The following is a 23652-nucleotide window of genomic DNA, read 5'->3' on the forward strand; positions in this document are numbered from 1 at the left end:
TAATTTAACCACCTTTTTGATTGCGCCGCTAAGGCTTGTGGTGTAATGTTGTTTTCATTTTAAGTTTAGTTGGGTTTTAAATTATTGGATAGATATTATTTTTCAGGGAGTAATAACTATAGTGCGGCCTTGTATCTTGTAATTGATCTTTTTAAACGTTAGCAAATCAAGTAGTTGTGCCGCGTTTACGTTTCGCGAAATCCCTCCCGAAAACTTCCTGTCAGGGATGCTGCCGTCAAATTTCACATCAACATCGTACCAGCGGCTAAGCTGGCGCATCACATCATACATATTCGCGTCGTGGAAATAAAACATTCCGTTTTTCCATGCTATGGCCTGATCCGTGTTTACTTTAACCACATCAAGCTTATCAGCACTAAGACGGGCCTGTTCGCCGGGTTTAATCACCTTGCTGGCGCCGTTATGAGATATTTTTACACTTCCCTCCAAAAGTGTCGTACTGATCACGCGTTCATCCGCGTAGGAATTAACGTTAAAATGAGTTCCTAAAACTTCAATAACCTGCCCGTTGGATACTACCCGAAAAGGCTTGTTCTTATCATGGGCAACCTCAAAATATGCCTCACCTGTAAGTTCCACTCTCCTTTCCGTGCCATTAAACTGCACAGGAAATTTAAAGGTGGTAGCAGCGTTGAGCCATACTTTAGTACCATCTGATAAAGTAAACTGGTATTGCCCGCCCCGGGGTGTAGTGGCTGTGTTAAACAGAGGCTCATCAGATTGATGGCCGCCAGCTTCAGATGAATAAGCGATGCTACCATCCGCTGTTTTATTAATAGCAGTACCGGCGTCGCGGGCCACCTGGCCATTTTTTGCACCGGATAGTACCACCTTGTTTCCGTTAGATAAGGTGAGCGTAACTTTATTGCTGCCCGGTAATAGTTCGGCGGATGCCGTTTGCGGGACAGCAGTACTGCGCTTTTCATTATTGAAATTAACAAACTTGTAAGCACCAACAACAAGTGCGATAGTAACCGACGCGGCGGCAATCAGAAACCGGCCGCGATGTATCTTGCGGACTTTATTATTGCCGCGTACATGCTCGGTCAAACTGGTTATGCTTTGCTGCTGTAGCTGGCGCAAAAACTCCTCATCAATTTCCGGCGACGGTTTCTCGGACTGGAATGATAGGTACCATGATTCAACAATAGCCTTTTCCTGTTCGGAGGCATTGCCTTCATCGTATCGTTTCAATAAATCTTGAAGGTAATTTTTATCCATAAGCAGGGGGAATTCCTTTTAATTATGCCAATGACAACTCAAAAGGTGCTATGGAGTAGAAGAATTATAAAAAAATTGAAAAAAGATAGGTGCCCAGTTTTACCCTTAATATTTTAAGCGAATTTTGAACTTGTTTGCGCACTGTAAGCACGCTGATATCAAGCTCATTGGCAATTTGTTGGTGCGAAAGATGTTGCTTACGGCTCATTTCAAAAACCAAACGCATTTGTGAAGGTAATTTTTCAACCTCTGTTTCTATGAGTTCGGTAAGTTGCTTTAGCCTGATGTTTTGATCTGCTTCCGGAGTACCGTTATCTATAAATGACTGAAGCGAATCAAAATAATCATATTTCAATCGATTGCGTTTATAAACGTTAATAACGCGATTACGGACCGCTGCATAAAGATAAGCCTGTAAGCTAACGGTAAATTGAATGGTTTCCCTGTTATCCCACAGGTAAGAAAAAAGCTCCTGTAACAAGTCCTGAACCTCAGCGCTGTCATCTAATCTTTGCAGCGCGTGCCTGTAAAGCACAGCATAATATCGGGAGTGTATTTCGGTGAAAGCGCCAGCATCGCCTTGTTGTAGCTTTGCCAATAACTCTGCATCAGTAAGAGACCTAAAAACACTCATTAACAATTAAAACGGAGATTCAATTTTTCAATATTAAGGAATTATTTCTTAAGATTAGCAATTTGTTAACCTCAATGTGTCGTTTTAACAATTAATCCCAGTGTTACCGTAAAAATCTACAACATTGTTACAGGATGCTAAGCATGGTTATCAACGCCGCGAAAAATCCGGGGAATAGCTTCATTTTGAATAAAATTACAAGTGCCTTTTACGCCACTGTACACCTGGCTTATCATAATTTATTTACTCAAAACTGAAGTCATCAGCTTGCGCGATTTGTTAAAAGCAGGAAAGTCCAGATGATCCTTGTGCAGGTTTTCATAATCATTATCCCTATTGATACTAAATATATTGTTATTGTACCTATCGATATAATTTTTAGGAGTAATTCCAACCAGGCATTTAAAAACACGGTTAAAGTTGGTAATACTCGCAAAACCACATTTGTAAGCCACATGGTTAATGCTCTCGAATTTATGGGCAATGAGCTTTTTACAAGCTTCATTTATCCTAACCTCGTTTAAAAATGAGATAAAAGTATGGCCCGTGTGTTTCTTGAAATAACGGCAAAATGAGCCCGGTGTCATGTAGGCGATATCGGCCACATCTTCAAGCGCGATGGCTGTGTTATAATGCTGCATAATGTAGTTATAAATTTTACCGATCCTTAAACCCTCACTCTCTTTGATAGACGGGAGGCTGCTTTGAGAGGACAGGGCGTTATACTTACATCCGGGCGTTAAAAAACATTCCATGAGGTTAACAAACTGGATAACATGGTCAAGACCGGATGTACCCTCAAGAGCTATCATGGTATTAATTATTTTATCGGAGATCCGGTTGGGAACTTTGAAACCGTTCTTGTTTTGCTGAAGAAAAGCTAACGAAGACTTCATTTCCGGCATGGTTAAAAGGGAAAACAAAGTCTCTTCGGGGTTAAAGAAAAAAGTAAGCGCTTCCACCTTTTTTTCAGAGCCGCGATCAAAAAACTCGGCGCTGCTTTTAAAAACATGTGGCAGATTAGCTCCTATTAAAAATACGTCGCCAGCACAATAATCATGAACGTTGTTGCCAACAATCAAGGTGCCGTGCCCGCTCCTGATCCAGGTTAATTGTATTTCCTTATGTCTGTGCAAATAAGGGTAATGATGAGGTAAACTAACTCTCTCAACAATAACACTTCTATCGTGTGGGACGGGGATAGTAAACTGTAAAACTTTCATGATTTGGTTTGATTAATCATGAATTTACAAGTGCTAAAATTGAAAAGCTAATTCAACACCCTTATCAGATAATATCCAACCAATAGTAGTTAATTTGTTGCAAATAACAGGATCTATTAAGTGTGTTTTTAACATTAAAAAATAAAAAACAAAGCCACATTTGATCAATTTAGAATAAAAATAGACTTATTATTGTTGTTTAAACACTAATAAAAATAAACATTTAAAATTACTATTTACACAGCTACAACCTTCAAAATAGCTTATAACAACAAAAAGCCGACCGTTACTAAACGATCAGCTTTTTGCAATAAATTAAACAAATGTTACGGAACCCTTACAATGTCTTTCACTGTAATAACAACAACAAAAGTGCCTTTTGTAAGGTTGTAATTTATGGTGAATGTGGTGTTTGCATTGGAGCCCGAATCATTGTGTGTACCGGCTATGCTGTAATAAGTAATTGCGGTGCCGAATCCCGGGTACTTTTTCGCGGCGCTAAAAACCGGCATTTGCGGCACGCCTGCCGGATAACCATATTCTAAAGAAGTATCGGTCTTCAACTGTGGATAGTACGGATCCCAGTCCGACCAGATAGGGCGTGCCGGCCTCCCGATCACTTCGCCCTTTGACGGATTAAAGGGATTGCCGTTTTTATCCTTCCATACATAAATAATCTTATTAGGGCCCGCTGCGTTATGGGTTATTTTAACATCCAGTAACGATGCTGCTTTGGTTACAAAGGTTGTAAACTTGCTATCAGATTGATTGTAGGCTAAATAAGTAAGCGTATCCGGCGAGGCTCCCTGAACTATTATTTTACATGCATTGTTGATGATTTTTGTTCCGCGGATGTTGGAAACCTGGATATCAAAATTATAGTTACCTAATGGAACAAATTTAGTAGCCTGCGTAAATTGAAGCCGGCCACCTATCCCATTGATGCTAAACGGAGCAAGTGTACTGTCCTTTAATTTAAGGTTCAATAACGCCTCGGTTGAGTCGTTGTAATCAACTGTCCCCTTAAATACCCTGATGGTATCCAGCTTCAGCAAAACGCCGGAGGCATCTTTACCAGTAGCCATGTCCCTTACCGCTAACAACTTAACATTCAGCGGCGTTGTGGAGCCATCAATAACCAGACCGGTAGAAACCGTAGTTATCCCCTGCGAAACGGTGAAAGGGTTAATGTTATAAAAAATATTATCACTTATAAATCCCTTGGGTACCTTTTGACAGCCATATATGATCAGCAAGGTAATCGCCAATAAAAGTGACGCAAACCCCGATTTTTTATTTTTGAGCATGTTGTTATGATTTTAATATAAAATACATCAATACTATAGTTTATTAAGAGCCGCGTTATTTACCAGCACATGCAATGTGGTTCCGGTGCTTGTTTGTACGCCTGTGGTTTGACATTGCAAAACTAAGTCGACAGGATCATCGGCAGGTGCACCCGGCGAACCATCAACCACACCATTTACCTTCACATACTCCAGGGTGAAGTAATTAAACGTAGGGGCGCTATTAGCCAGATAAACCGGTACGCCTGTGCTTATCTTTTTAATGGCTGATGGCGCTGCTGTACCAACCTCATTGGTATACAGCACAGAATTTAAGGTAGCATCATCAAGCGTTATGGTTTTGTTGAACATGTACTGACTAAAGAGTTTAGAGCTTACCGAGTCTGTAAGCTGATCGATGCTGGTAACTTTTAATGTTTTCATAAGCCCGTTCACCGACATATCTGTAAATGCGAAAAAGGTTTTGGCATTATTAACAGCGTCTTTCAGCTTGTAATGATCAATCAGCATGATAACTGTATCAAATTGATGATACTGGTTATTTTTCAAATAATCATAGGTAGAGTACGAGGTATAAGCTTTGCTTACGCCCCCATCTGTGAGATATCCGTTTTTTTTGCAGGCAACCATGCTACAGGCCATGAAAAGCCCAAGGATGATCAGGATATTGTTTTTTATACTGTGTTTCATGTTTTCTGTTATTTAATGTAAGTGCGTTATCAATTCATCACCTTGCCCACCCAAAATGCAGTTTGTGTAAGCTGGGAGTTGTTAATAAACAGTGTTGGATCAAGCGGCCAGTAATACTTCCCAGCAGCAAACTCACCAGGCGAAATGTTATCAAATTGTTGCAGGTGGTTTATTCTTTCAAGGCGTACCAGATCATAAAAGCGGTGCCCTTCCAAAAACAATTCACGTCCGCGTTCGTCACTTACTGTTTGTAAAACATCGGCACCTGCCACACCTGTAACAGAAGCTGCATTACGGGCGGCACGAACCTTATTTACCAATGATAAGGCAGTACCATAATCCGGAGCAGACTTAGCGCAGAGTGCCTCGGCTTTTAACAATTCAATATCCGCAAGCCTGAAAATGACGATGTTATTCAATGAAACCTGGTAATTAGCGTTACCGTTTACATTTTGAACATTAACATATTTGATACACTCATAAAAAGAGGTTGTACCGCTTGATAAACGCAGGAACCCTTTTTTCAAACGAACATCATTAGTATCGGTGTAAAGCGCGTTAACCTTACTATCATCAATAACCCAGGCCGGTACGGTACGCTTTGTATATGGAGCGGTAAGGGTTGAACCGGCAAGGGTATAATATGCATTCGCGTCGCTGCTTTCAGATATGTTATTCTGCGCTATTTCAAAAATGCTCTCCTGCGATTGTCCTTTATAGATATCCATAAAGTTTGCCGCACTCATTAAACTATATGATCCGGAATTAATTACCGCGTCACAGGCTGTATTGCAGTTATCATAATCTCCAATCCAGGCATAAATGTGGGCCAGCAAGGCAAAGGCCGCGCCCCTATCCGCACGTACTCCCCGGTCTGCCGATGAATTATCTCTTAAGTTTAAATACTGTGTAGCTTTGGTTGCATCTGCGATGGCTTGTTTTAATACTGTTGCCTGCGATGTTCTTCCATATTGTTTAGAAACCGTTTCATCTGTATTTTCCAGCACCAGCGGCACATCGCCCCAAACACGGCACATAATAAAATACGCAAACGCCCTGGTAAAATAAGCCTCGCCCAGGTACTTGTTTTTTGATACCGTTTGCGACGCCGTATTATCACCGGTAAACGCTGTTAAAGGCATAGCATCGATGTAAGCAAGGCTCCTGTTGCTTTGCGCTACAGCCGTATAAAAAGGCGTGTAGATCCTAAGTTTCAACAACGGATCGTAAGTAAAGGAACTTTGCACAGCAGTTCCCCAGCGCATATTAAGTACGTTACTAAAAGACGCGTCTTCGGCCGTTAAAAACTCCCCCGAAGTAAGGTCGCCGTAGCTATAATATGCAATTGAGGAGTTGAAGGCCGATCTTAGCAACGAATAACAGGCAGCTACACCTGCATTGGCATCCCCTTCTGTTTTCCAGGTAGTTTGATCTGTTGGCGTGCTTACCGGGGTTTGATCAAGAAACTTTTTACAAGAAGCAAACAACAGCACCACCATTGTCATATATAATATTTTGTTTTTAGCTTTCATTTTCACGTTATTTTAATTTAAGTGATTTGGCTTAAAGGGATTAACGGGCAATCCCTGATTCAATCCGGTTTACAGATCGATATTTAAACCCAATGTATATTTTGCCGCTGTTGGATAGATCACATTTGACGAACCTGTTGTAGCGTCAACCAATTCAGGATCGGCAATATCTTTTGCCTTCTTCCATATAGCCAGATTATCGCCCATTACATACACATTAACACGTTTAAGTCCCAGCGATTTAAGCCACCTGTCGGGCAGATCATAACCAAGGGTCACATTCTTTAATTTGATAAAGCTGCCATCCCTGATAAAATAGTCGGTACCGATATTCCAGGGATCTGTCTGCGAACCATTAGGATAAACAAGGCGGGCATAGGTAGTCTGATCGCCCGGAACCTGCCAAAACTGATTGAGTGTATTGGTATAGGTTGCTACCCCGGCAACTGTTCCCCAACCACCAAGATTACGGGTGCCGTTAAGCGCGTCTGATAAAGCGCCGTTCAATATTTTACGGCCCGCAACAAATGAGGCAAAAAAGCTTAAAGTAACGCGTTTGTAATTAAAGGAACTGCCAAATCCGCCTGTATATTTAGGATTGGGGTTACCGGCAATGTATTTATCATCGTTGGTGATATTGTAATCGCCGTTTACGTCAACATATTTCGGGTCGCCGGCTTGTAGCGGCACACCGTAATAGGTTTCCTTTTTACCGGTAGTAGGATCTGTAGGCACATCGGCATTAGTTGCGTAAACGCCGTTGGTATGAAATACCCTGTAGCTAAATAAGGGTTCGCCAAGGGTAAGCGTTTTATAAAACCATGAGTCGCCAAAAAGAAAGTCCCGGTTATTATTTGGCAGTTTAGTAACAAGGTTTTTATTGATAGATATATTGAAGTTGAAATTCCATTTAAATGGCGATTTTGGCCCCAGAACATTGATATTTGTAGCAAACTCAAGCCCCTGGTTACGGATATCTACATAGTTACCTGAGTAAAATTGATAACCGCTTGTTGCCTGCGCGGGCACATTGTAAAAGAATACGTCTTTTGCATCTTTCTGATACCAGTCAACCGTAATATTCACACGACTGTTAAACAGCTCCATATCAGCACCAAAATCAACCTGATGGTCTTTTTCCCAGCGCACACTACTACTTGATTTTACGCCGAAACTGGAATAGTTATTATAATACGGAAAAGGCGAAATGATAGTGGTGCCATTGTATGTACTTGGGTAACCGCCCAAATAACCATTAGGCGTAATGGTTCCGTTGGTGCCCACATAGCTGCTGGCATCTGTACTCAAAGTTTGGTATTTTGAATACCACTGGCCGGGGTCTTTACCGTCGATACCATAACTTGCCCTGAATTTTAAAAAGTTAACCACTTTTTTTACCGGCGCAAAAAACGACTCGTCAGATACTATCCAGCCGCCTGCCATAGCAGGGAAGGTTCCCCAGCGGTACTGTGGGCTATAAATAGACGTGGCATCGCGGCGGAAACTTGCGGTAAACAGGTATTTGCCGGCGTAATCATAATTAAACCTGCCATAATATGACTCGGTAGTTTTGCGCGAGTAACTTGAATTGGTATTAAGGTTAGTACCCGCCGGCACGGTTTGCACCGTGTATATTCCTGAAATATTTATACCTGCGGCCGATGAATAGTTATAGTTATTTTCGTAGCTGTACAGCGATGCTCCAACAGCAAAAATGAACCGGTGTTTTCCAAACTCCTTATTGTATTGCAGTAAATTTTCGAACGACCATGAAGGGCTGCTACTGATGGTACTATAAGCGGTATTCAATGTACCGTTAAGGATCTGCGGAGAAAAGTAATCGTATTTATCGGTATAATTTGTTGCGCCGTAGGTACTGTTGAATGTTAGGTTTTTAGCTAAAGTATCCGTTAGATGAACAGAGCCAACAATGGTAAATGTTCGGTTGTCGTCGTAATAATGATTCTTTCCGCTATAGACAGCAACCTGCTCCGGACTAAGCTGCAAAAACGAACTCGGAAAGTTCCAGGCTGTAAACAAATAGGCGCCTGCTCCCCCTACACCGTGGCTTTGCCTTTGCGAGCTCATCAACAGGTCAACCGCAACAGACATTTTTTTGAGTGGCTGAACAGTGAGGTTTAAATGCGGCGTAATTTTCTCAAGCCCATAGCCGTTCAGTATACCTTGTTCATTGTAGTGATTTACAGATAAACGGTATGATGTTGTACCTGCATAACCTGCAACAGCGGCGCTCTGACTATTTACTACAGTAGTTTTCCTGATCAGTAATCCCTGCCAGTCAACATCGTTATTGAAGGCCGGATTTAAGCTATCGGTTAACGCCCGGGGGATAACGCCCTGCTGAATGTTGTTGTAACCCAGCTGCCCTTCCAGCAATTTTAATTTCAAAGCACGTTCTGCCGCGCCGGTGGTAACCTTAATTAAATTAGGAGCTGTTGTTACACCTGCAAATGCCGAAATTGACACCTGCGGTTTGCCTCGTTTAGCTTGCTTTGTTTTTACGATGATAACACCATTACCACCTCTTGCACCATAAATAGCCGCTGCCGAAGCATCTTTTAACACATCTATCGATTCGATATCTGCCGGGTTGATTAATGCCAGCGGGTTATTATTACCGTATGCCGTTCCAATTGCGTTTACATCGAAAATCACCCCGTCGATAATATATAATGGGCCGGAATTACCTCCATTGGCATTGCCAAAATCAACATTAGTTGATCCGCGGATCACGATATTTGTTTTCGCTCCCAGTTCACCGGTACTTGACAGTACGCTTACGCCGGGCAGACGGCCCTGCAGCATCTGGTCAAAACTGGCTTGGGGTATATTGGCAATATCCTTGCCTTTAATTGACGATACAGCTGCTGTAACCTCGCGTCGGTTTTGGCTTTGATAACCCACTACAACAACGTCGTTCAATGACTGCTCATCCACTTGCAGTGTATATGATGTATTTTTATCGCTGGCTTTAACTTCAAGCCTTTTGTAACCTATCAGGCTGATTACGATGGTATTTGTATTGCCTTTAAGTTTAAGCTGAAACGCGCCTTCCATATTTGTTACCGTGCCATTAGCCGGCATTCCTTTTTCCGATACTGTGGCGCCTATTATTGCTTTTCCTTCTGTATCTTTTACCTTTCCCTGCACTATAGTGCCATTGGTTTGAGCGTAAAGGGGCCTAAGGAAACTACAGAACATACAGCACAGAGTAAGGTATAGTATAAGTTTTCTCATGTGTTTGGGGTTTGTTGTAAGTTGAATATTTGCTAAATATTAGTGATGTGTGCAGATGCACGATTGGGTTGGTTGCGGGGTAGGGCTGTTTGTTTTGTTTATGCCATGTATTGTTTTTTTTAATGTTTTCAGGTTTTAAAACAGATGACAATACAGGGCGTTGTGAACACAAAGAGCATAGCCTATCCAATCCGTGCTATCGGTTACTTGAGTCAAAAAAGGTCTTTTGTGAGCTGCTGTCTTATAAAGTGAATAAGCACGCTAAACGCCTGTAATTCATCTGTACTGCAAATTTAATTTTTGAGGTCTCCCCTCTTTTTTATAAATTATCTTAGTATAAGCCAATTTTCGCTGATATTTAAAATTGGGCTCTGGAGGGACGACCGTTTTGAAAGCAAGAGAAGATTCTATGTAGTTCAGATAGTATAAGACCTTGCTTGCGCGGCACCCTGTTTTTAACAAGCCCTTCAAGATCTTTTTGCGGCGGGCTCTGGCCAACTCTCAACCACAGATGCTCTACAACCTAAATATGACAGCAGAACAGCAATACGACAATTATTTAAAGAAATACACAGAAATAGTAAACTGCATGATTGCCAGATTCCTGGGCAAAATCCGGAGCAATAAGCAAAAAAAGATAAGCTCAGGCAAATGAGCGCATTGAGCCTGTTATCCAATACTTTAAAGCAGATTAAACTGAACTGTTGGTAAATTCACCTTTTTGTTGCGCCACCTCATTGCCCCATTTCAAAATCGCATCCAATAATGGAATGCAGGATTTCCCGAAATCTGTTAAACTATAAACAACTTTAATTGGTGGCTTTTCCCCAAAAACCTTCCTGGAAATTAAGCCATCTTCCTCCAGTTGTTTGAGTTGCAAACTCAATGTCCTCTCGGTGACCCCGATCATTTCTTTACCCAGTTCGCTGTAACGCTTTTCTGCGTTCCTCAGGTGATATAGTATTACGGCTTTCCACTTCCCTCCTATCAGATCCATCGCAACACTAACCGTGCATGGGTACAACTTATCATTTACCTTGATAAAATCTGCTTCACATTCTATAGCCATAGCGTTTAATTAAACTATCCATGTTGATAGTTATTGTAAAACTATTAAACTATAAATAGTTTCGCAACTATACTTTTTATAGTTCAATTTAAAATCGTCAAATTATGCTATCAAATTCAAATATTTTAAGTTCAATGACGCCCAACAATAAGCCGCTTATCACAATCGTCGGTGTTTCGGGTAAGCAAGGCCGCAGTGCTGCAAAAGCACTTCTGGAAAGCGGTGGCTTTCGTGTACGGGGTATTACGCGCCAAGCAAATTCACAACTCGCATTAGATCTTATTAAACAAGGTGCCGAACTTATAAATCTCCCCCTTGATATCGGCCATCAAAGAGATTATGTAGAAGCCTTCAGAGATTCCCATGGCGTTTTTATAATGACGCCGGGGATCGCTCCCCCTCAAACACATGAACTGGAATTAGGGAAACAATTGGCAGATGCCGCGGTCGAAGCTGGCGCACAACATATCATCTTTAGTAGCCTCGAAAATGTTGATCAAATTACCGGCGGAAAAGAATTCGCCCCTCATTTCACGGATAAAGCCAAAATAGAGATGTACATCCGCACACTTCCTGTCACCAGTTCCTTTATCTACATGGCTTTTTTCTTCACCAATCTCCTGGAATATTATCCTCCTGTTCAAAAAGGCGATACTTTGGTATTTCCGATGTACCTACCTGAAGATTTCCGCGCCCCGTTTGTTGACCCTTTAACAGCTACCGGGCCGGCCATTCTCGAGATATTCTCAAACCCGGACATTTATTCCGGCAAGGCACTACCAGTCGTCGGCGATATGATCTCTCCCCGCGAAATGATTGACACCTTCACCCGGGTAACCGGCAAAAGGGCTGTATATAGCGTGGCCTACACGCGTGAAAATTTCCTTCGATACTTTCCTGCATTTGGTTCAAATAACTTGTTGGTGGATGAGATATTGGGTATGGCAGCCTATGCCAGAGCTTATGGATACTTCCGTAACGATCGCGATATATTATGGAGCCGACAAATAGATCCAAATATCCTAACCTGGGAGGGATTCCTGCGAGCAACTAATTGGAAAGGGCAGCAGACATCTTTATAGCTTTAGGCTTACTTCCCATGGCCTAAATTGTATAATTTATGTCCTTTCAGACAATTTGCATTTTTTCTAAATTTGAACATGGAAGAAGCTAATGGACAACCGGGAAAAAAATTAATCATCATTGTAGCCATGACAGGCAACATGCTGCTTAATTTTTCTGGCCCTGCCGACGTATTTATTAATGCCGACAGATACCTCGAAAATTACGACATCCTGGATGGTTATGATGTTAAAGTAGTAGCTCCTACTTCAAACAAAAAATTGGATACCGACGCCAGAATGAGCATAAGTTGCGAACTATGTGTTGCCGATGTTCAAGGCCCCATCGACACGCTAATCATAGCCGGAAATGATTCCAGGGAAACCAGTCAGCCGGATTTAACCGGATTTTATGATTGGTTAGCAACCCGAAACGAATGTAATACGCGCCGTATAGCTTCAATTTGCGGCGGCGCTTTTGTTTTAGCAAAAGCAGGGATATTAAACGGGCGAAAAGCAACTACGCATTGGCAGGCAAGCGAACGCCTTAGTAAAGCCTACCCGGATATTGAGGTTAATTCTAATCCGTTTTTTACCAGAGATGGTCATGTTTATACTTCGGCCGGTGTTTCGTCTGGCATCGACCTGGCATTAGCCCTCGTAGAACAGGACTACAATAAAGATATAGCGATCAGCGTAGCGCGTAAGTTGGTTTTCTATTTAAGCCGGCCAGGTTTTCAGTCGCAATTTGGTAGCCTGTTGCCTATTTATGAGCGAGAGCACATTGGCCAAAGAACCCAGAATTGGATAGCCGGACATCTAAATGAAAAAATGGAAGTTAACCAGATTGCTGAGCAGATGAATATGAGCACCCGTAACTTCACCCGCGTGTTTCACCGCGAAACAGGGATGCCACCCGCTAAATTTGTTGAAAAATTGCGGATTGAGGCTGCAAGAAAATATTTAGAAGATTCCGATACTCCTCTTGAAAGAATTGCGGAGTTGTGCGGCTTGGGTGGTTTGGTGTCCATGCGCCGGATTTTTTTGAGGCACTTAAATACAACCCCGTCTGATTATCGCCGGGCTTTCCGAACATCACTTCGGGATTCAGGCATCGAAAGCCTGATTACATCAGAAGCCAGATTAGCCAACATCATATAACTTTTAAAAGCGACAATACCAGACACGCTATTTCCATAAAATCAGCGTAACGAATAACCCATGCCTTTACTTTTTTAACAATATAAATTTTGACAATATGAAAATCGCCATTAATGGATTTGGCAGGATCGGCAGAATGACCCTGCGTGCTTTACAGGATAAAACAAATATAGAAGTAGTTGCTATTAACGACCTGACAGACATTGCTACACTTGTACACTTATTGAAATACGATACAGCCCATAGCCGCTTTCCGGGCGAGGTAAGCGCTGATGGTGATTACATTGTTGTTGGCGCAGAGCGTATCAAACTATTGAGTGAAAAAGATCCGGAAAAACTACCCTGGGGTGAATTAGAGATCGATGCTGTCATCGAGTCAACCGGGAGGTTTACGGATAAGAAATCTGCTGAATCCCACCTCAGGGCAGGCGCAAAAAAGGTTTTGATCACTGCCCCTGCAACCGGTGGCGTTAAAACCATTGTACATGGCGTAAATAACGATTTGATCGAGAGCGATCAGATTTACTCAACCGCCTCTTGTACTACAGGCAGTATAGCACCAGTGTTGCACGTGCTTGATAAGGAATATGGTATTGAATCGGGCTATATGATTACTGTACATGCTTTTACTGCTGATCAAAACCTGCAAGACGCGCCTCATAGAGACCTACGCCGTGCTCGCGCCGCAGCCTATAATATTATTCCAACAACAACCGGTGCAGCTAAGGCAATTGGCGATGTATTACCCAATCTTAAAGGGAAACTGGATGGCTATTCGTACAGGGTTCCGGTAATTGATGGTTCTATCGTCGACCTTTCTATCAACCTGCAAAAGGAAGCTACAGTAGCCGAGATCAATTCGGTGTTGAAGCGCTATGCGGAAGGTTCACTTAAAGGCATTATGCAATATACCGAGGAGCCCTTTGTATCTTCTGATATATTAGGCAACCCACACTCCTCTATTGTTGACGGCACAATGACCAAAGCAATCGGAAAATTGGTTAAGGTTGTTGCCTGGTATGACAATGAGGTCGGGATATCCAATCGAATATCTGAACTGATTGCCGAATTGTAAGCCTTTATTGTTGTAGACCTCAAAAAGCTAAAAAGGTTGTTTTCAATTGAAAACAACCTTTTTAATGAGAAATATAATTTATGCTTTTTATCGTGTATGATCAAGCCTCTATTCATTATGAACATTACGGCTCCTTTTTACGTCAAGAGGATATTTCTTTTCAACGCGCTTCGACACTACGTATAACGAATCATGCTGATTGTCCACCCCCTTCTATGATGAATTTTCGGTGGATGGAATATTGTATTGCAGCGTAATTATGTCACTCATATCGGCCCGGATTTTCAACGTGAGTATATGCTTAATTATATCCGCTTCATATCCATAACATAACCTGCCAATATTACCATAGTATTCTGTTGTCCTGATCTTGTTATCGGTTTTTAATTTAAATGATCCGGCGCTCCCGATACTGATGGTATTAAACTTCTCAAACATCACATTCTGCCATCGTACAGTATCGTCCGGCGAATAAGGCAGCAACTTGTCATGAATATACAATGCAATGATCAAAGCAAAATGAGCTGCCTTCTTTTCGGAGGCAGCCCATCATCAATTATAGCATCGTTTACTACAATTAAATTTCATCAATGATTTGTAAGGAAATTTACGGTTTAGCTATTTCCAAAACTATCCTTCCGTTTATTTCGCCTCGTTTCATCTCGTTAAAAACCTCATTAATATTTTCGAGCTTTTCGGCCCTTACAGTAGCTTTAACTTTTCCCTCTATCGCAAAAGCTATAGCTTCCTGCATATCTATCCTGGTACCAACAATTGAACCCCGAATGGTATATCGATTAAGCACCGTATTAAATATAGAAAGATCAAAGCTACCCGGAGGCAGACCGGTTAATGATACCGTTCCCTTACGACGTAAGGTAGTTAATGCCTGGTTAAATGCGACAGGTGATACCGCGGTTACCAGTACACCGTGCATGCCCCCGGTATGTTTTTTTATATAAGCGCCAGGATCTTCTTCGAGCGCATTTACTACAATATCAGCTCCAAGTTGTTTTGCAAGCTGTAATTTATCATCGGCAACGTCAATTGCAGCTACGTGTAATCCCATAGCCTTTGCATATTGCACGGCCATATGCCCCAAACCGCCGATCCCCGAAATCGCAATCCAGTCTCCCGGTTTGGTATCAGTTTCCTTTATACCTTTATAAACGGTAACGCCGGCGCAAATTACCGGAGCAACTTCAAGAAAATTAATGTTGGCAGGGAACCGAGCTACGTAACGGGCATCAGCAACAACATATTCCGCATACCCGCCGTCAACACTGTAGCCCCCGTTTTTCTGGCTTTCGCAAAGCGTTTCCCAACCGGTAAAACAATATTCACAACAACCGCAGGCACTAAATAACCAGGGCACACCAACAATGTCACCCTCTTTCAAATTTTTGACATTTGAGCCCAGTGCGGCAACATAACCTATTGCCTCATGGCCGGGTATAAGCGGCAACTTTGGCTTTACCGGCCAATCACCCTCGCAGGCATGCAAATCTGTATGACATACGCCGCAAGTAATCACTTTAACTAATATCTGATCATTTCCGGGTTCTTTTACAGGAACCTGTTCTATGGCCAGTGGTTGGCCAAAAGCATGCAGAACCGCTGCCTTCATTGTTTTTGGTATCATGATAAAAGGATTTGTTATTTTCAAAAATAACCTTCGAATCCTTTATAAAATGTAACATCGGGCAATATATTAAATGATATCAGTCACCTAAAGTTGAAGTAATGACCTGGTTACAGACGTTTATTTATTGCTCTTTTTATAAAACTACAACACCCTAACCCGGCAGTAATAAACTTGTTAGCCTTTTTAAGGTCTTAGCTTCATATTTCCCGTTCTTCTAATAGCTTAGGTTGACATTGAATATGGTAACAAACAGTTAATATCGCATTTATAGCCTGATCTTGCTACCTGTATCGCCTTAATAACCTTCAACTTACCGATACAAAAGCAGTATTCGTCGATACTCCGGTCATTTTCATCTTAACTACAAAATCTGCAGTTACTATTGTATAATTAAACACCCTGATTATGCATAAAGAGCAACTGGTAAAGCAGGAGTGCCAGCTCATGGGCAATCGTTTTCAACTGAGCGTAGTTACAGACGACACAATATGGGCAAATAACTGTATTTCCGCAGGCATTGAAGAAATCCGAAGGATTGAAAGGCTACTCACTACTTTCAATGATGACAGCGAAACTGCACGCGTTAACGAAGCAGCCGGTATAGCTCCTGTTCAAGTTAGTCGTGAAACATTTGAGCTGATCCGCCGTTCAATCCGTATCTCTTCCATAACACAGGGGGCATTTGACATTACCTATGGCTCGATGGATAAACGTCTTTGGAATTTTGACCAGGGGCTAACCTCATTGCCCAACAGGCAAACAGCCGCGCAAATGGTCAGGCTTATCAATTATCGAAATATTGTGCTTGATGAAAATAATAGTACTGTTTTCCTGAAAGAAAAAGGTATGCGCATAGGCTTCGGCGGTATTGGGAAAGGCTACGCGGCCGACCGCGCTAAAGCCGTCATGCAGCAAATGGGCGTTCAAAGTGGTGTAGTAAATGCCTCCGGAGATCTGAGTGCCTGGGGCACACAGGCTAATGGCCGTCCATGGACAGTAGGCATAGCCAACCCCGACTGGTCAAGCGAGGTTTTTTCTTATTTGGAAATGAGCAACCTGGCAGTTGCCACTTCGGGTAACTACGAAAAGTTTGCAATTATTGATGGTAAACGGTATTCCCATACCATTAATCCCCGTACAGGTCTGCCGGTTACGGGCATTAAAAGCGTAACCATTATTACTGCTCACGCCGAGCTTGCTGATGCCATGGCTACTCCGGTTATGGTAATGGGTGTTAGTGCCGGCCTTAACCTGATCAATCAGCTGCAGGACATGGAGGCAATCATTATAGACGATTACAACTGCATTTACACTTCCCATAATATTCATTTGAATTAATCCCCTAATAACTCCAATCACATATATGACTAAGCACCTAATTAAATTATTGATGGCACTACTGATATGCTCGCTAACGTCGGCATGCGTACAGGTACGTGAATACCAAAAAAACAAACTGAATGATGCCGAAATGGCTTTGGCTAATCGTAAAGCCGAAAGAAATGAGCTAAACTTTCAATCCTATCGCGAAGGAGCCTCTGGTGCCAATGCAGGAAAAACAGGTGGCGGGTGTGGATGTAACTAACGCGGAAAAATATGAAGAAGATATTTTTAACCGCGGCCGGTTTTGCGATGCTTTGCCGGATAAACGCTTATGCCCAGGTAATGAAAGCGGATACCGCGAAAAAGGTATTCAGCCTTGCGGAACCTACTTCAACTGCCGACAATTCGGGATATCAAACCAAGCCACTGCGCATAGAGGAAGTAAACCTTGTTTCAAGTTATTATTTGCAGAATGGCAATCACTCTGCTGTAACCGGAGGCATTGGTACTGAGCATGTAACAGACCTTTCAAACGGGATCAACCTCAAGTTGGTTTGGACTGGTCCCGGCCAACATAAAAACACCATTGATGCCGGTTTGGGATTTGACCACCATACCTCGGCCTCGCAGGCATTTATCAACAAATCCGGAGCTTCAAGTACAGGTGGCAGCAGAATTTACCCTTCGGTGGATTGGACAAGCGAAAACGAAAAGAAAGGTACCAGTTTTGGGGTTGGGACATATATTTCTTCTGAATATAATTACAGATCAATAGGAGCCGATCTTCATTTTTCTGCAAAAACAGCCAATAAAATGGGCGAATTTGGTGTAAAGCTACAGGGATATTTTGACCAGGTAAGATTGATCTACCCATCGGAGTTTATCCCAACATCTACAACAACTACCACGGGCGGCGCTACTGTGGTCACTACGGCCAGCGGGCGTACATCAACACTCAGTGCCGACGGCAGCGAGACTAAATCAAGTATACCATCTTCACCACGAAATACCTACAGCGCATCATTCTCCTATAGTCAGATCATCAATCCCAGACTGCAGATCATGTTTCTTGCAGATGTTGTTACCCAAAATGGTTACCTAAGCTTACCTTTTCACCGGGTTTACTTTAACACAGGTAGGGATACCATTGAGCATCTTCCGTCGTCGAGATTTAAGTTGCCTTTAGGTTTCAGGGCAAATTATTTCCTGGGCGATCGAATTATCATTCGCACTTATTATCGCTTTTATACCGATAACTGGGGTACCCACTCTAATACTATCAATCTTGAGGTGCCGGTAAAGATTTCACCGTTCTTTTCTATCGCGCCATTTTACCGGTATTATGACCAAACGGCTGCAAAATATTTCGCGCCTTATGAGGCCCATGCACCAACTGATACGTATTATACAAGCAATTACGAGTATGCCCAATTTCATGCCAATTTCTTCGGCGCAGGAATCAGGTTATCGCCTCCAAAGGGTGTAGCCGGTTGGCAAAGCCTGCATGAACTTGAATTGCGGTACGGACGCTATCAGCAAACTACCGGGCTGGCATCCAATGTTGTCTCTTTAAGTCTTGGCTTTAAATAATTAAAACTATGAAACTATTATTCATTTATATCGCATTATTATTTACGCCGGGTATGAGCTGGCTCGGTGATTTCAGCGCAGCAAAAAATCAGGCTACACAACAGCACAAGCGGATCCTTATTAACTTTTCAGGCTCCGACTGGTGTGGGCCATGTATCCGTTTACGTAGCGAGATACTGGAAACTGAAACATTTGAAGCTTATGCGAAAGATCACCTGGTGCTGGTAAGGGCCGACTTTCCACGGCAAAAGAAAAATCAACCCAGCAACGAACAAGTAAAATTGAACGAGGCCCTGGCCGATAAATATAATGCTGAAGGAAAATTCCCTTACACGCTGCTGGTTGATGAAACCGGTAAAGTTTTAAAGACTTGGGATGGCTTCCCGAATGAAACACCGGAGCAATTTGTTGACGACCTCAGTGCCGTTCGTTAATCAAAACCTGATAGTGAAAGTGTGATATGGATTATTGAAACTATAATCAAGTTTCCAGCCATAACCTTCACAGATATTACGAGCTATGGTTAAACCAAGCCCTGTACCTTCGGATGCAGGGCTTTTTTCAAACCGCTCAAATATTTTATCGGCATCAAGCTTGTTGGGCAAACCTGTATTAGCAATGCTAAGCTGTTCTTTGTTCAGGTTGATCCTTATCTGGCCATAATTGTTGTTATGTCTTATAGCATTACCAAGCAGGTTATTCAATAAAATATCTATAAGATAAGGACTGGCAGTTACGGTGACCGATTCGGTCTTTGAAGTCACGACAATGGATTTTTTAGAGGTGATTTCTGCAAACTGTCCAACCTTATCGGCAAGAGCCAGCTCAACGTGAACTTCTACGGCATCCTTGAAAAGCTGATGATCTATTTTCACCAATAGCAATAGCGATTGGCCTAACCTGGAAAGTTTATTCCCTGCGTTATAAATATCCTGGAGCTGGGCCAGATGCTCTTCTGTTAAACTTTCGTCCTGTACCAGGTTATCCAGCTTTGATGTGATCACGGCTATAGGGGTCATCATTTCATGTGAAGCATTTTCGGTAAAAGCCTTCAGGGCTAAGTATTCTGAACCCGCTTTTTCTTCCATAGCATTAATAGCCGCATGAAGTTCCCGAAATTCGTCAACATTGGTTTCCGGTACACTATTTCCAACTTTCCCCGTCAGTGAGAATGCAAGCAGCCTGTCCAGTAAATGGTAAAAAGGCTGCCAAAGTCCCCTTAGTAAAAACCTGTTTGCCAATAACAAGGCCAGCAGCAAGAGGCCTATCAGTAATATCGTGATCAGAAAAATGATCTGAACCAGATCATCTGTGGTTTCCTTTGATTCCACAATGGTCATCCGGTAATTAGTTTTGTCAAGACGAACTATAGCGATAATGGCACGTGCAGATGCCGTTTTTGATGTTCTGCTTGAGCTGATGAGTGTATCGGTTAAACGCGGCGGGGCCATCAGCTGCCCTACAGGTTCAAATTTGGCCTGATAGCTATCAAACTCAAAAGGTTTGGGCAGGCGATGATGTTGCTGAATAAACTCATTCATTTCTCCCAATTCTTCCGCCAGGTCACGGTCAAACTGCTGGTCGGCTATATAGGATATTGCAAAATAGTAGATCCCGCCGGCTATCAACAGAACAACGAGCGAGGTCAGCATGCTTACACGGGTATATTGTGTGGCTAACTTCATCAGTTAAATTTATAACCTATACCATAAATGGCTTTGAAATAATCCTTCCCGGAATGGTCAAGGAGTTTTTTACGCAGGTTTTTGATATGCGTATATATAAAATCAAAGCTTTCGGCAAGATCGATATTATCGCCCCACAAATGTTCGGCAATAGCGTTACGGGTTACTACTTTGCCCTTGTTGGCAATAAAATAAAGCAGCATATCATACTCCTTCCGTGTAAGTATCACCTGATGTTCACTTACCCTTACGTCCATAGCATCAAGATTGATAATAATATCCTCATACTGTAGCATGTGTACACCGTTAAATGCCCGACGCCGGTATACTGCCATGATGCGGGCTTTTAACTCGGCCAGGTGAAAGGGTTTTACAATGTAGTCATCGGCTCCAAGGTTGAGGCCCGATAATTTGTCATCAAGCGAGTTACGTGCCGAAATAATGAGTACGCCCTCGTCTTTACCCACTTCTTTCATGTATCTTATCACATCAAGCCCACTACCGTCAGGCAGGCCAATGTCAAGCAGGATACAGTCGTAATCATACAGCCCAATCTTTTCCATGGCGGCTTCGCGGTTGGTGGCCGTTTCGCATATGTTACCATCACCCGAAAAATAGTTGCTGATACTGTCCAGCAAAACAGGCTCATCTTCAATGACCAGTAGTTTCAATTTGTAATAGATTAACAAATAAAATTACGCTAAAAAATTGTAGTAATCCTGAAGTGAACATGAAATCCGGTAGCCCCCGAACTACCATTTTGCTACAAAGTCTCTGCCTAATTTTCCTGCACAGCTAACCATTAAATTGATTAATGAAACAAATATTACTGATGTTCGCGGTACTTTTTTGCAGCACCGCGATACTTAAAGCCCAGGACAACTATGAAATACAGGTTTATGGTTCCGAAACAGTGGCACAAGGCCGAACCATGATTGAGCTGCACAGCAACAACACCCTCAGCGGCAGCAAAACAATTTCATCCAGCGGGCAATTGCCAACCAACCATGTTGAACACGAAACCATTGAGATTACACATGGCTGGACACCCTGGTTCGAGACTGGTTTTTATTTCTTTAATTCTGTAGGTAGCGGCGGAAGATCCGCTTATGTCGGCTCACATATCCGGCCCCGCGTAGCGGCTCCAAAAAGCTGGGATTGGCCCGTTGGCGTCAGTATCTCTACCGAGTTTGGTTTTCAGAAAAGCGCTTTTGATGCTAACACCTGCTCATTGGAGATAAGGCCAATTATCGATAAGCAGTGGAATAAGTGGTATGTTTCCTTTAACCCGACAATGGATAAAAGTTTCGCCGGGCCAGATCAACATATCGGCCTTACCTTTTCCCCAAACTTAAAGGGCAGCTACAATGTAACCAAGGTAGTGGCATTGGGGTTGGAGTATTATGGCACTACAGGTCCATTTTTCCATTATGATCCTATTCAGCAGCAGGAACACCAGTTATTTGTTGCAACTGATCTTGACTTTAATCCTAACTGGGAGTTTAATGCCGGCGTTGGCTATGGTTTTACGAAAGCAACTGACAAGTGTATTATTAAAATGATTTTGGGCAGGAGATTTTAATTCAAGACTGCTTGCCTCCGTTAATCATATCTGATACAATACCTTTGTCTTTCGCGGTACGTTCGGCCAGGAATACACCGGCCACATGCACCAGGATAAACAAAAGGATAAGGTACATATTGAGTTCATGTATTGCCTTCAAAAAATGAAATTTACGGAGTGCCGGAAAATCAGCCTCAAGGGCCAGATCGAAACCTGTAATAACAGATATCAATAATACCAGATAAAATGCAGTGTAGATCGTTTTTACCCAGAATTCGTGTCCGGCCAATTCTCTTTGCTGTTTGATTATAAAAAACTGGCGATAGGCTTTTGCAATGCTACGGCTCAGTTTCCTCTCAGCCAGCTGGAAAAACTCTAAACCAAGCCGAAATAAAAACAGTGCGGCCAATGCAAAGCCAAAATACGTATGCCATTCCCAAACTTTATCGGCAAGGTCATGCGCTACAGCCCGGGCCTGATTGTTATTTACGTTAACTTGTTTATTGGCTAAGGCCGAGATAATTAACGGTGATGCATTCCTGGAATCTAAAATTGTTGAATTGATCAGCACGGTAAGCAATGAACCGATTATAACAAGTGCGTTAAGCCAATGCCATAAACGCAACCGGGACGAATAACGTTTATTTTTGGGAGAGTGATCCATATCCTTTATAACAGAAGTAAGCTCATTCATATTTACTCATTTTTAGTGCCCACCGATCAACCGGGCCATTACGAAAGCCGCACCGGCTGCCATAGCGCCTGTAAATGCTACTTTCACCGCGCCGCGCCAAACTGGCTGGCCGGTAACTTTACTCTTAAAATAACCGAAAACGAACAGGCAAATAAGAGCTATAACACAGGAGTATTGTAATGCCCTACTTGCCGCGCTGATCATAAAATAAGGGGATAAAGGTATGATGCCGCCTGCTACATAAGATAGCCCTATTGTAATAGCACTTTTGGTTGCGGCATTAGTGCCAGGCTCCTCCAAACCCAGCTCATAACGCATCATAAAGTCAACCCACTTATCTTTATCTTTTGACATTTCGTCGGCTATTTGTACTTGCAACTCGCCGGATAAGCCGAAACCCGCAAATATCGCCATCACTTCTTTTTTTTCCTGATCAGGCACCCGTTCAACTTCATCATATTCGCGTTTTAGCTCAGAGCGGTAATGATCCATCTCTGTTTTTCCGGCAAGGTATCCGCCAAGTCCCATGGCTATCGAACCGGCAACAATTTCTGCAAGCCCCGCAGTAACAACTATTCCCGAAGCATTAACGGCTCCGCTTAAACCCGCGGCAAGGGCAAATGGTACAGTTAACCCGTCAGACATGCCTATAACAATATCGCGAATGGTGTCTGAACTCTTCAGGTGCTTTTCGTGGTGCATAGCTTTTTGATTTAAAGAAAGATAAAGATTTTGAAGTAACTCTGGAGTTTAGAAAAAGTACAGAAGTCGCAAGAAAAGCTTACATCCACAAATTTGTAAGATTATGCTGACTATCAAAGAGTATCTGGTATACCTGGCGCTATATGCAATTTATGGCCAGGTAAAATGCAAGCTTAAAGTGTATTTTTTTATATTTT

At 42.4% G+C, this 23652-nt stretch carries 22 protein-coding genes; 8 read left to right on the forward strand and 14 right to left on the reverse strand.

The window, feature by feature from the left end:
• Positions 1-102: 102 nt before the first annotated feature.
• The 8 genes from EAH55_RS26100 to EAH55_RS26135 form a co-directional block, all read right to left on the reverse strand.
• Positions 103-1242: a FecR family protein gene (locus EAH55_RS26100; protein ID WP_121812239.1), complete on the reverse strand. Its 1140-nt coding sequence runs from the start codon at positions 1240-1242 to the stop codon at positions 103-105.
• A gap of 64 nt (positions 1243-1306) precedes the next feature.
• The gene (locus EAH55_RS26105) at positions 1307-1876 is read right to left on the reverse strand and encodes an RNA polymerase sigma-70 factor (protein ID WP_112566106.1); all 570 of its coding nucleotides are present in this window, start codon (positions 1874-1876) and stop codon (positions 1307-1309) included.
• Positions 1877-2115: 239 nt separating this feature from the next.
• Entirely contained in the window at positions 2116-3099 is a 984-nt protein-coding gene (locus tag EAH55_RS26110) for an AraC family transcriptional regulator (protein WP_121812240.1), read from the reverse strand.
• Between the two features lie 326 nt (positions 3100-3425).
• On the reverse strand, positions 3426-4406 hold the full coding sequence (locus EAH55_RS26115; protein ID WP_121812241.1) for a hypothetical protein: 981 nt from the start codon (positions 4404-4406) through the stop codon (positions 3426-3428).
• Positions 4407-4439: 33 nt separating this feature from the next.
• Positions 4440-5096 carry a hypothetical protein gene (locus tag EAH55_RS26120; protein WP_112566097.1) on the reverse strand — a complete coding sequence of 219 codons (657 nt, stop codon included), beginning with the start codon at positions 5094-5096 and terminating at the stop codon, positions 4440-4442.
• A 29-nt stretch (positions 5097-5125) separates the two neighbouring features.
• Positions 5126-6628, reverse strand: coding sequence for a RagB/SusD family nutrient uptake outer membrane protein (locus EAH55_RS26125; protein WP_121812242.1), 1503 nt, complete (start codon positions 6626-6628; stop codon positions 5126-5128).
• Between the two features lie 69 nt (positions 6629-6697).
• On the reverse strand, positions 6698-9886 hold the full coding sequence (locus EAH55_RS26130) for a SusC/RagA family TonB-linked outer membrane protein (RefSeq protein ID WP_121812243.1): 3189 nt from the start codon (positions 9884-9886) through the stop codon (positions 6698-6700).
• 691 nt (positions 9887-10577) lie between these two features.
• Positions 10578-10955: a winged helix-turn-helix transcriptional regulator gene (locus EAH55_RS26135; protein WP_121812244.1), complete on the reverse strand. Its 378-nt coding sequence runs from the start codon at positions 10953-10955 to the stop codon at positions 10578-10580.
• A 104-nt stretch (positions 10956-11059) separates the two neighbouring features.
• Between EAH55_RS26135 and EAH55_RS26140 the strand changes: the two genes are divergently transcribed.
• The 3 genes from EAH55_RS26140 (at position 11060) to gap (ending at position 14252) form a co-directional block, all read left to right on the forward strand.
• On the forward strand, positions 11060-12037 hold the full coding sequence (locus EAH55_RS26140; protein WP_208644944.1) for an NmrA/HSCARG family protein: 978 nt from the start codon (positions 11060-11062) through the stop codon (positions 12035-12037).
• 78 nt (positions 12038-12115) lie between these two features.
• Positions 12116-13177, forward strand: coding sequence for a GlxA family transcriptional regulator (locus tag EAH55_RS26145; protein WP_121812246.1), 1062 nt, complete (start codon positions 12116-12118; stop codon positions 13175-13177).
• A 97-nt stretch (positions 13178-13274) separates the two neighbouring features.
• Positions 13275-14252 carry a type I glyceraldehyde-3-phosphate dehydrogenase gene (gap, locus tag EAH55_RS26150; protein WP_121812247.1) on the forward strand — a complete coding sequence of 326 codons (978 nt, stop codon included), beginning with the start codon at positions 13275-13277 and terminating at the stop codon, positions 14250-14252.
• A 213-nt stretch (positions 14253-14465) separates the two neighbouring features.
• Here the strand turns inward: gap and EAH55_RS26155 are convergent, their stop codons facing one another.
• Entirely contained in the window at positions 14466-14765 is a 300-nt protein-coding gene (locus tag EAH55_RS26155; RefSeq protein WP_121812248.1) for a hypothetical protein, read from the reverse strand.
• 94 nt (positions 14766-14859) lie between these two features.
• The gene (adhP, locus tag EAH55_RS26160) at positions 14860-15894 is read right to left on the reverse strand and encodes an alcohol dehydrogenase AdhP (RefSeq protein WP_121812249.1); all 1035 of its coding nucleotides are present in this window, start codon (positions 15892-15894) and stop codon (positions 14860-14862) included.
• A gap of 408 nt (positions 15895-16302) precedes the next feature.
• On the opposite strand from adhP, the gene EAH55_RS26165 reads away from it, so the two are divergent.
• From EAH55_RS26165 to EAH55_RS26180, 4 genes are read left to right on the forward strand one after another with little or no spacing between them, the layout of a single operon-like run.
• Complete coding sequence (locus EAH55_RS26165; RefSeq protein WP_121812250.1) at positions 16303-17235, forward strand: FAD:protein FMN transferase; 933 nt, start codon at positions 16303-16305, stop codon at positions 17233-17235.
• 25 nt (positions 17236-17260) lie between these two features.
• Positions 17261-17482 (forward strand): DUF4266 domain-containing protein, encoded by a 222-nt coding sequence (locus tag EAH55_RS26170; RefSeq protein ID WP_121812251.1) that lies wholly within the window; start codon positions 17261-17263, stop codon positions 17480-17482.
• An 11-nt stretch (positions 17483-17493) separates the two neighbouring features.
• The gene (locus EAH55_RS26175; protein ID WP_121812252.1) at positions 17494-18810 is read left to right on the forward strand and encodes a DUF3570 domain-containing protein; all 1317 of its coding nucleotides are present in this window, start codon (positions 17494-17496) and stop codon (positions 18808-18810) included.
• 8 nt (positions 18811-18818) lie between these two features.
• Positions 18819-19244: a thioredoxin family protein gene (locus EAH55_RS26180; RefSeq protein WP_112566133.1), complete on the forward strand. Its 426-nt coding sequence runs from the start codon at positions 18819-18821 to the stop codon at positions 19242-19244.
• On the opposite strand, the gene EAH55_RS26185 is transcribed toward EAH55_RS26180, so the two are convergent.
• Positions 19245-20495 (reverse strand): sensor histidine kinase, encoded by a 1251-nt coding sequence (locus tag EAH55_RS26185; protein WP_121812253.1) that lies wholly within the window; start codon positions 20493-20495, stop codon positions 19245-19247.
• Positions 20495-21166 carry a response regulator transcription factor gene (locus tag EAH55_RS26190; RefSeq protein WP_121812254.1) on the reverse strand — a complete coding sequence of 224 codons (672 nt, stop codon included), beginning with the start codon at positions 21164-21166 and terminating at the stop codon, positions 20495-20497. The genes EAH55_RS26185 and EAH55_RS26190 overlap by 1 nt, the downstream gene beginning before the upstream one ends.
• Positions 21167-21309: 143 nt before the next feature.
• Between EAH55_RS26190 and EAH55_RS26195 the strand changes: the two genes are divergently transcribed.
• Positions 21310-22077 (forward strand): transporter, encoded by a 768-nt coding sequence (locus tag EAH55_RS26195; RefSeq protein WP_121812255.1) that lies wholly within the window; start codon positions 21310-21312, stop codon positions 22075-22077.
• Position 22078: 1 nt separating this feature from the next.
• Here EAH55_RS26195 and EAH55_RS26200 read toward each other — a convergent pair whose 3' ends face one another.
• Complete coding sequence (locus tag EAH55_RS26200) at positions 22079-22753, reverse strand: cytochrome b/b6 domain-containing protein (protein WP_121812256.1); 675 nt, start codon at positions 22751-22753, stop codon at positions 22079-22081.
• A 12-nt stretch (positions 22754-22765) separates the two neighbouring features.
• The gene (locus EAH55_RS26205) at positions 22766-23455 is read right to left on the reverse strand and encodes a VIT1/CCC1 transporter family protein (protein WP_121812257.1); all 690 of its coding nucleotides are present in this window, start codon (positions 23453-23455) and stop codon (positions 22766-22768) included.
• Positions 23456-23652 lie beyond the last annotated feature (197 nt).

Source organism: Mucilaginibacter kameinonensis (genome assembly GCF_003675385.1).
Taxonomy (GTDB): domain Bacteria; phylum Bacteroidota; class Bacteroidia; order Sphingobacteriales; family Sphingobacteriaceae; genus Mucilaginibacter; species Mucilaginibacter kameinonensis.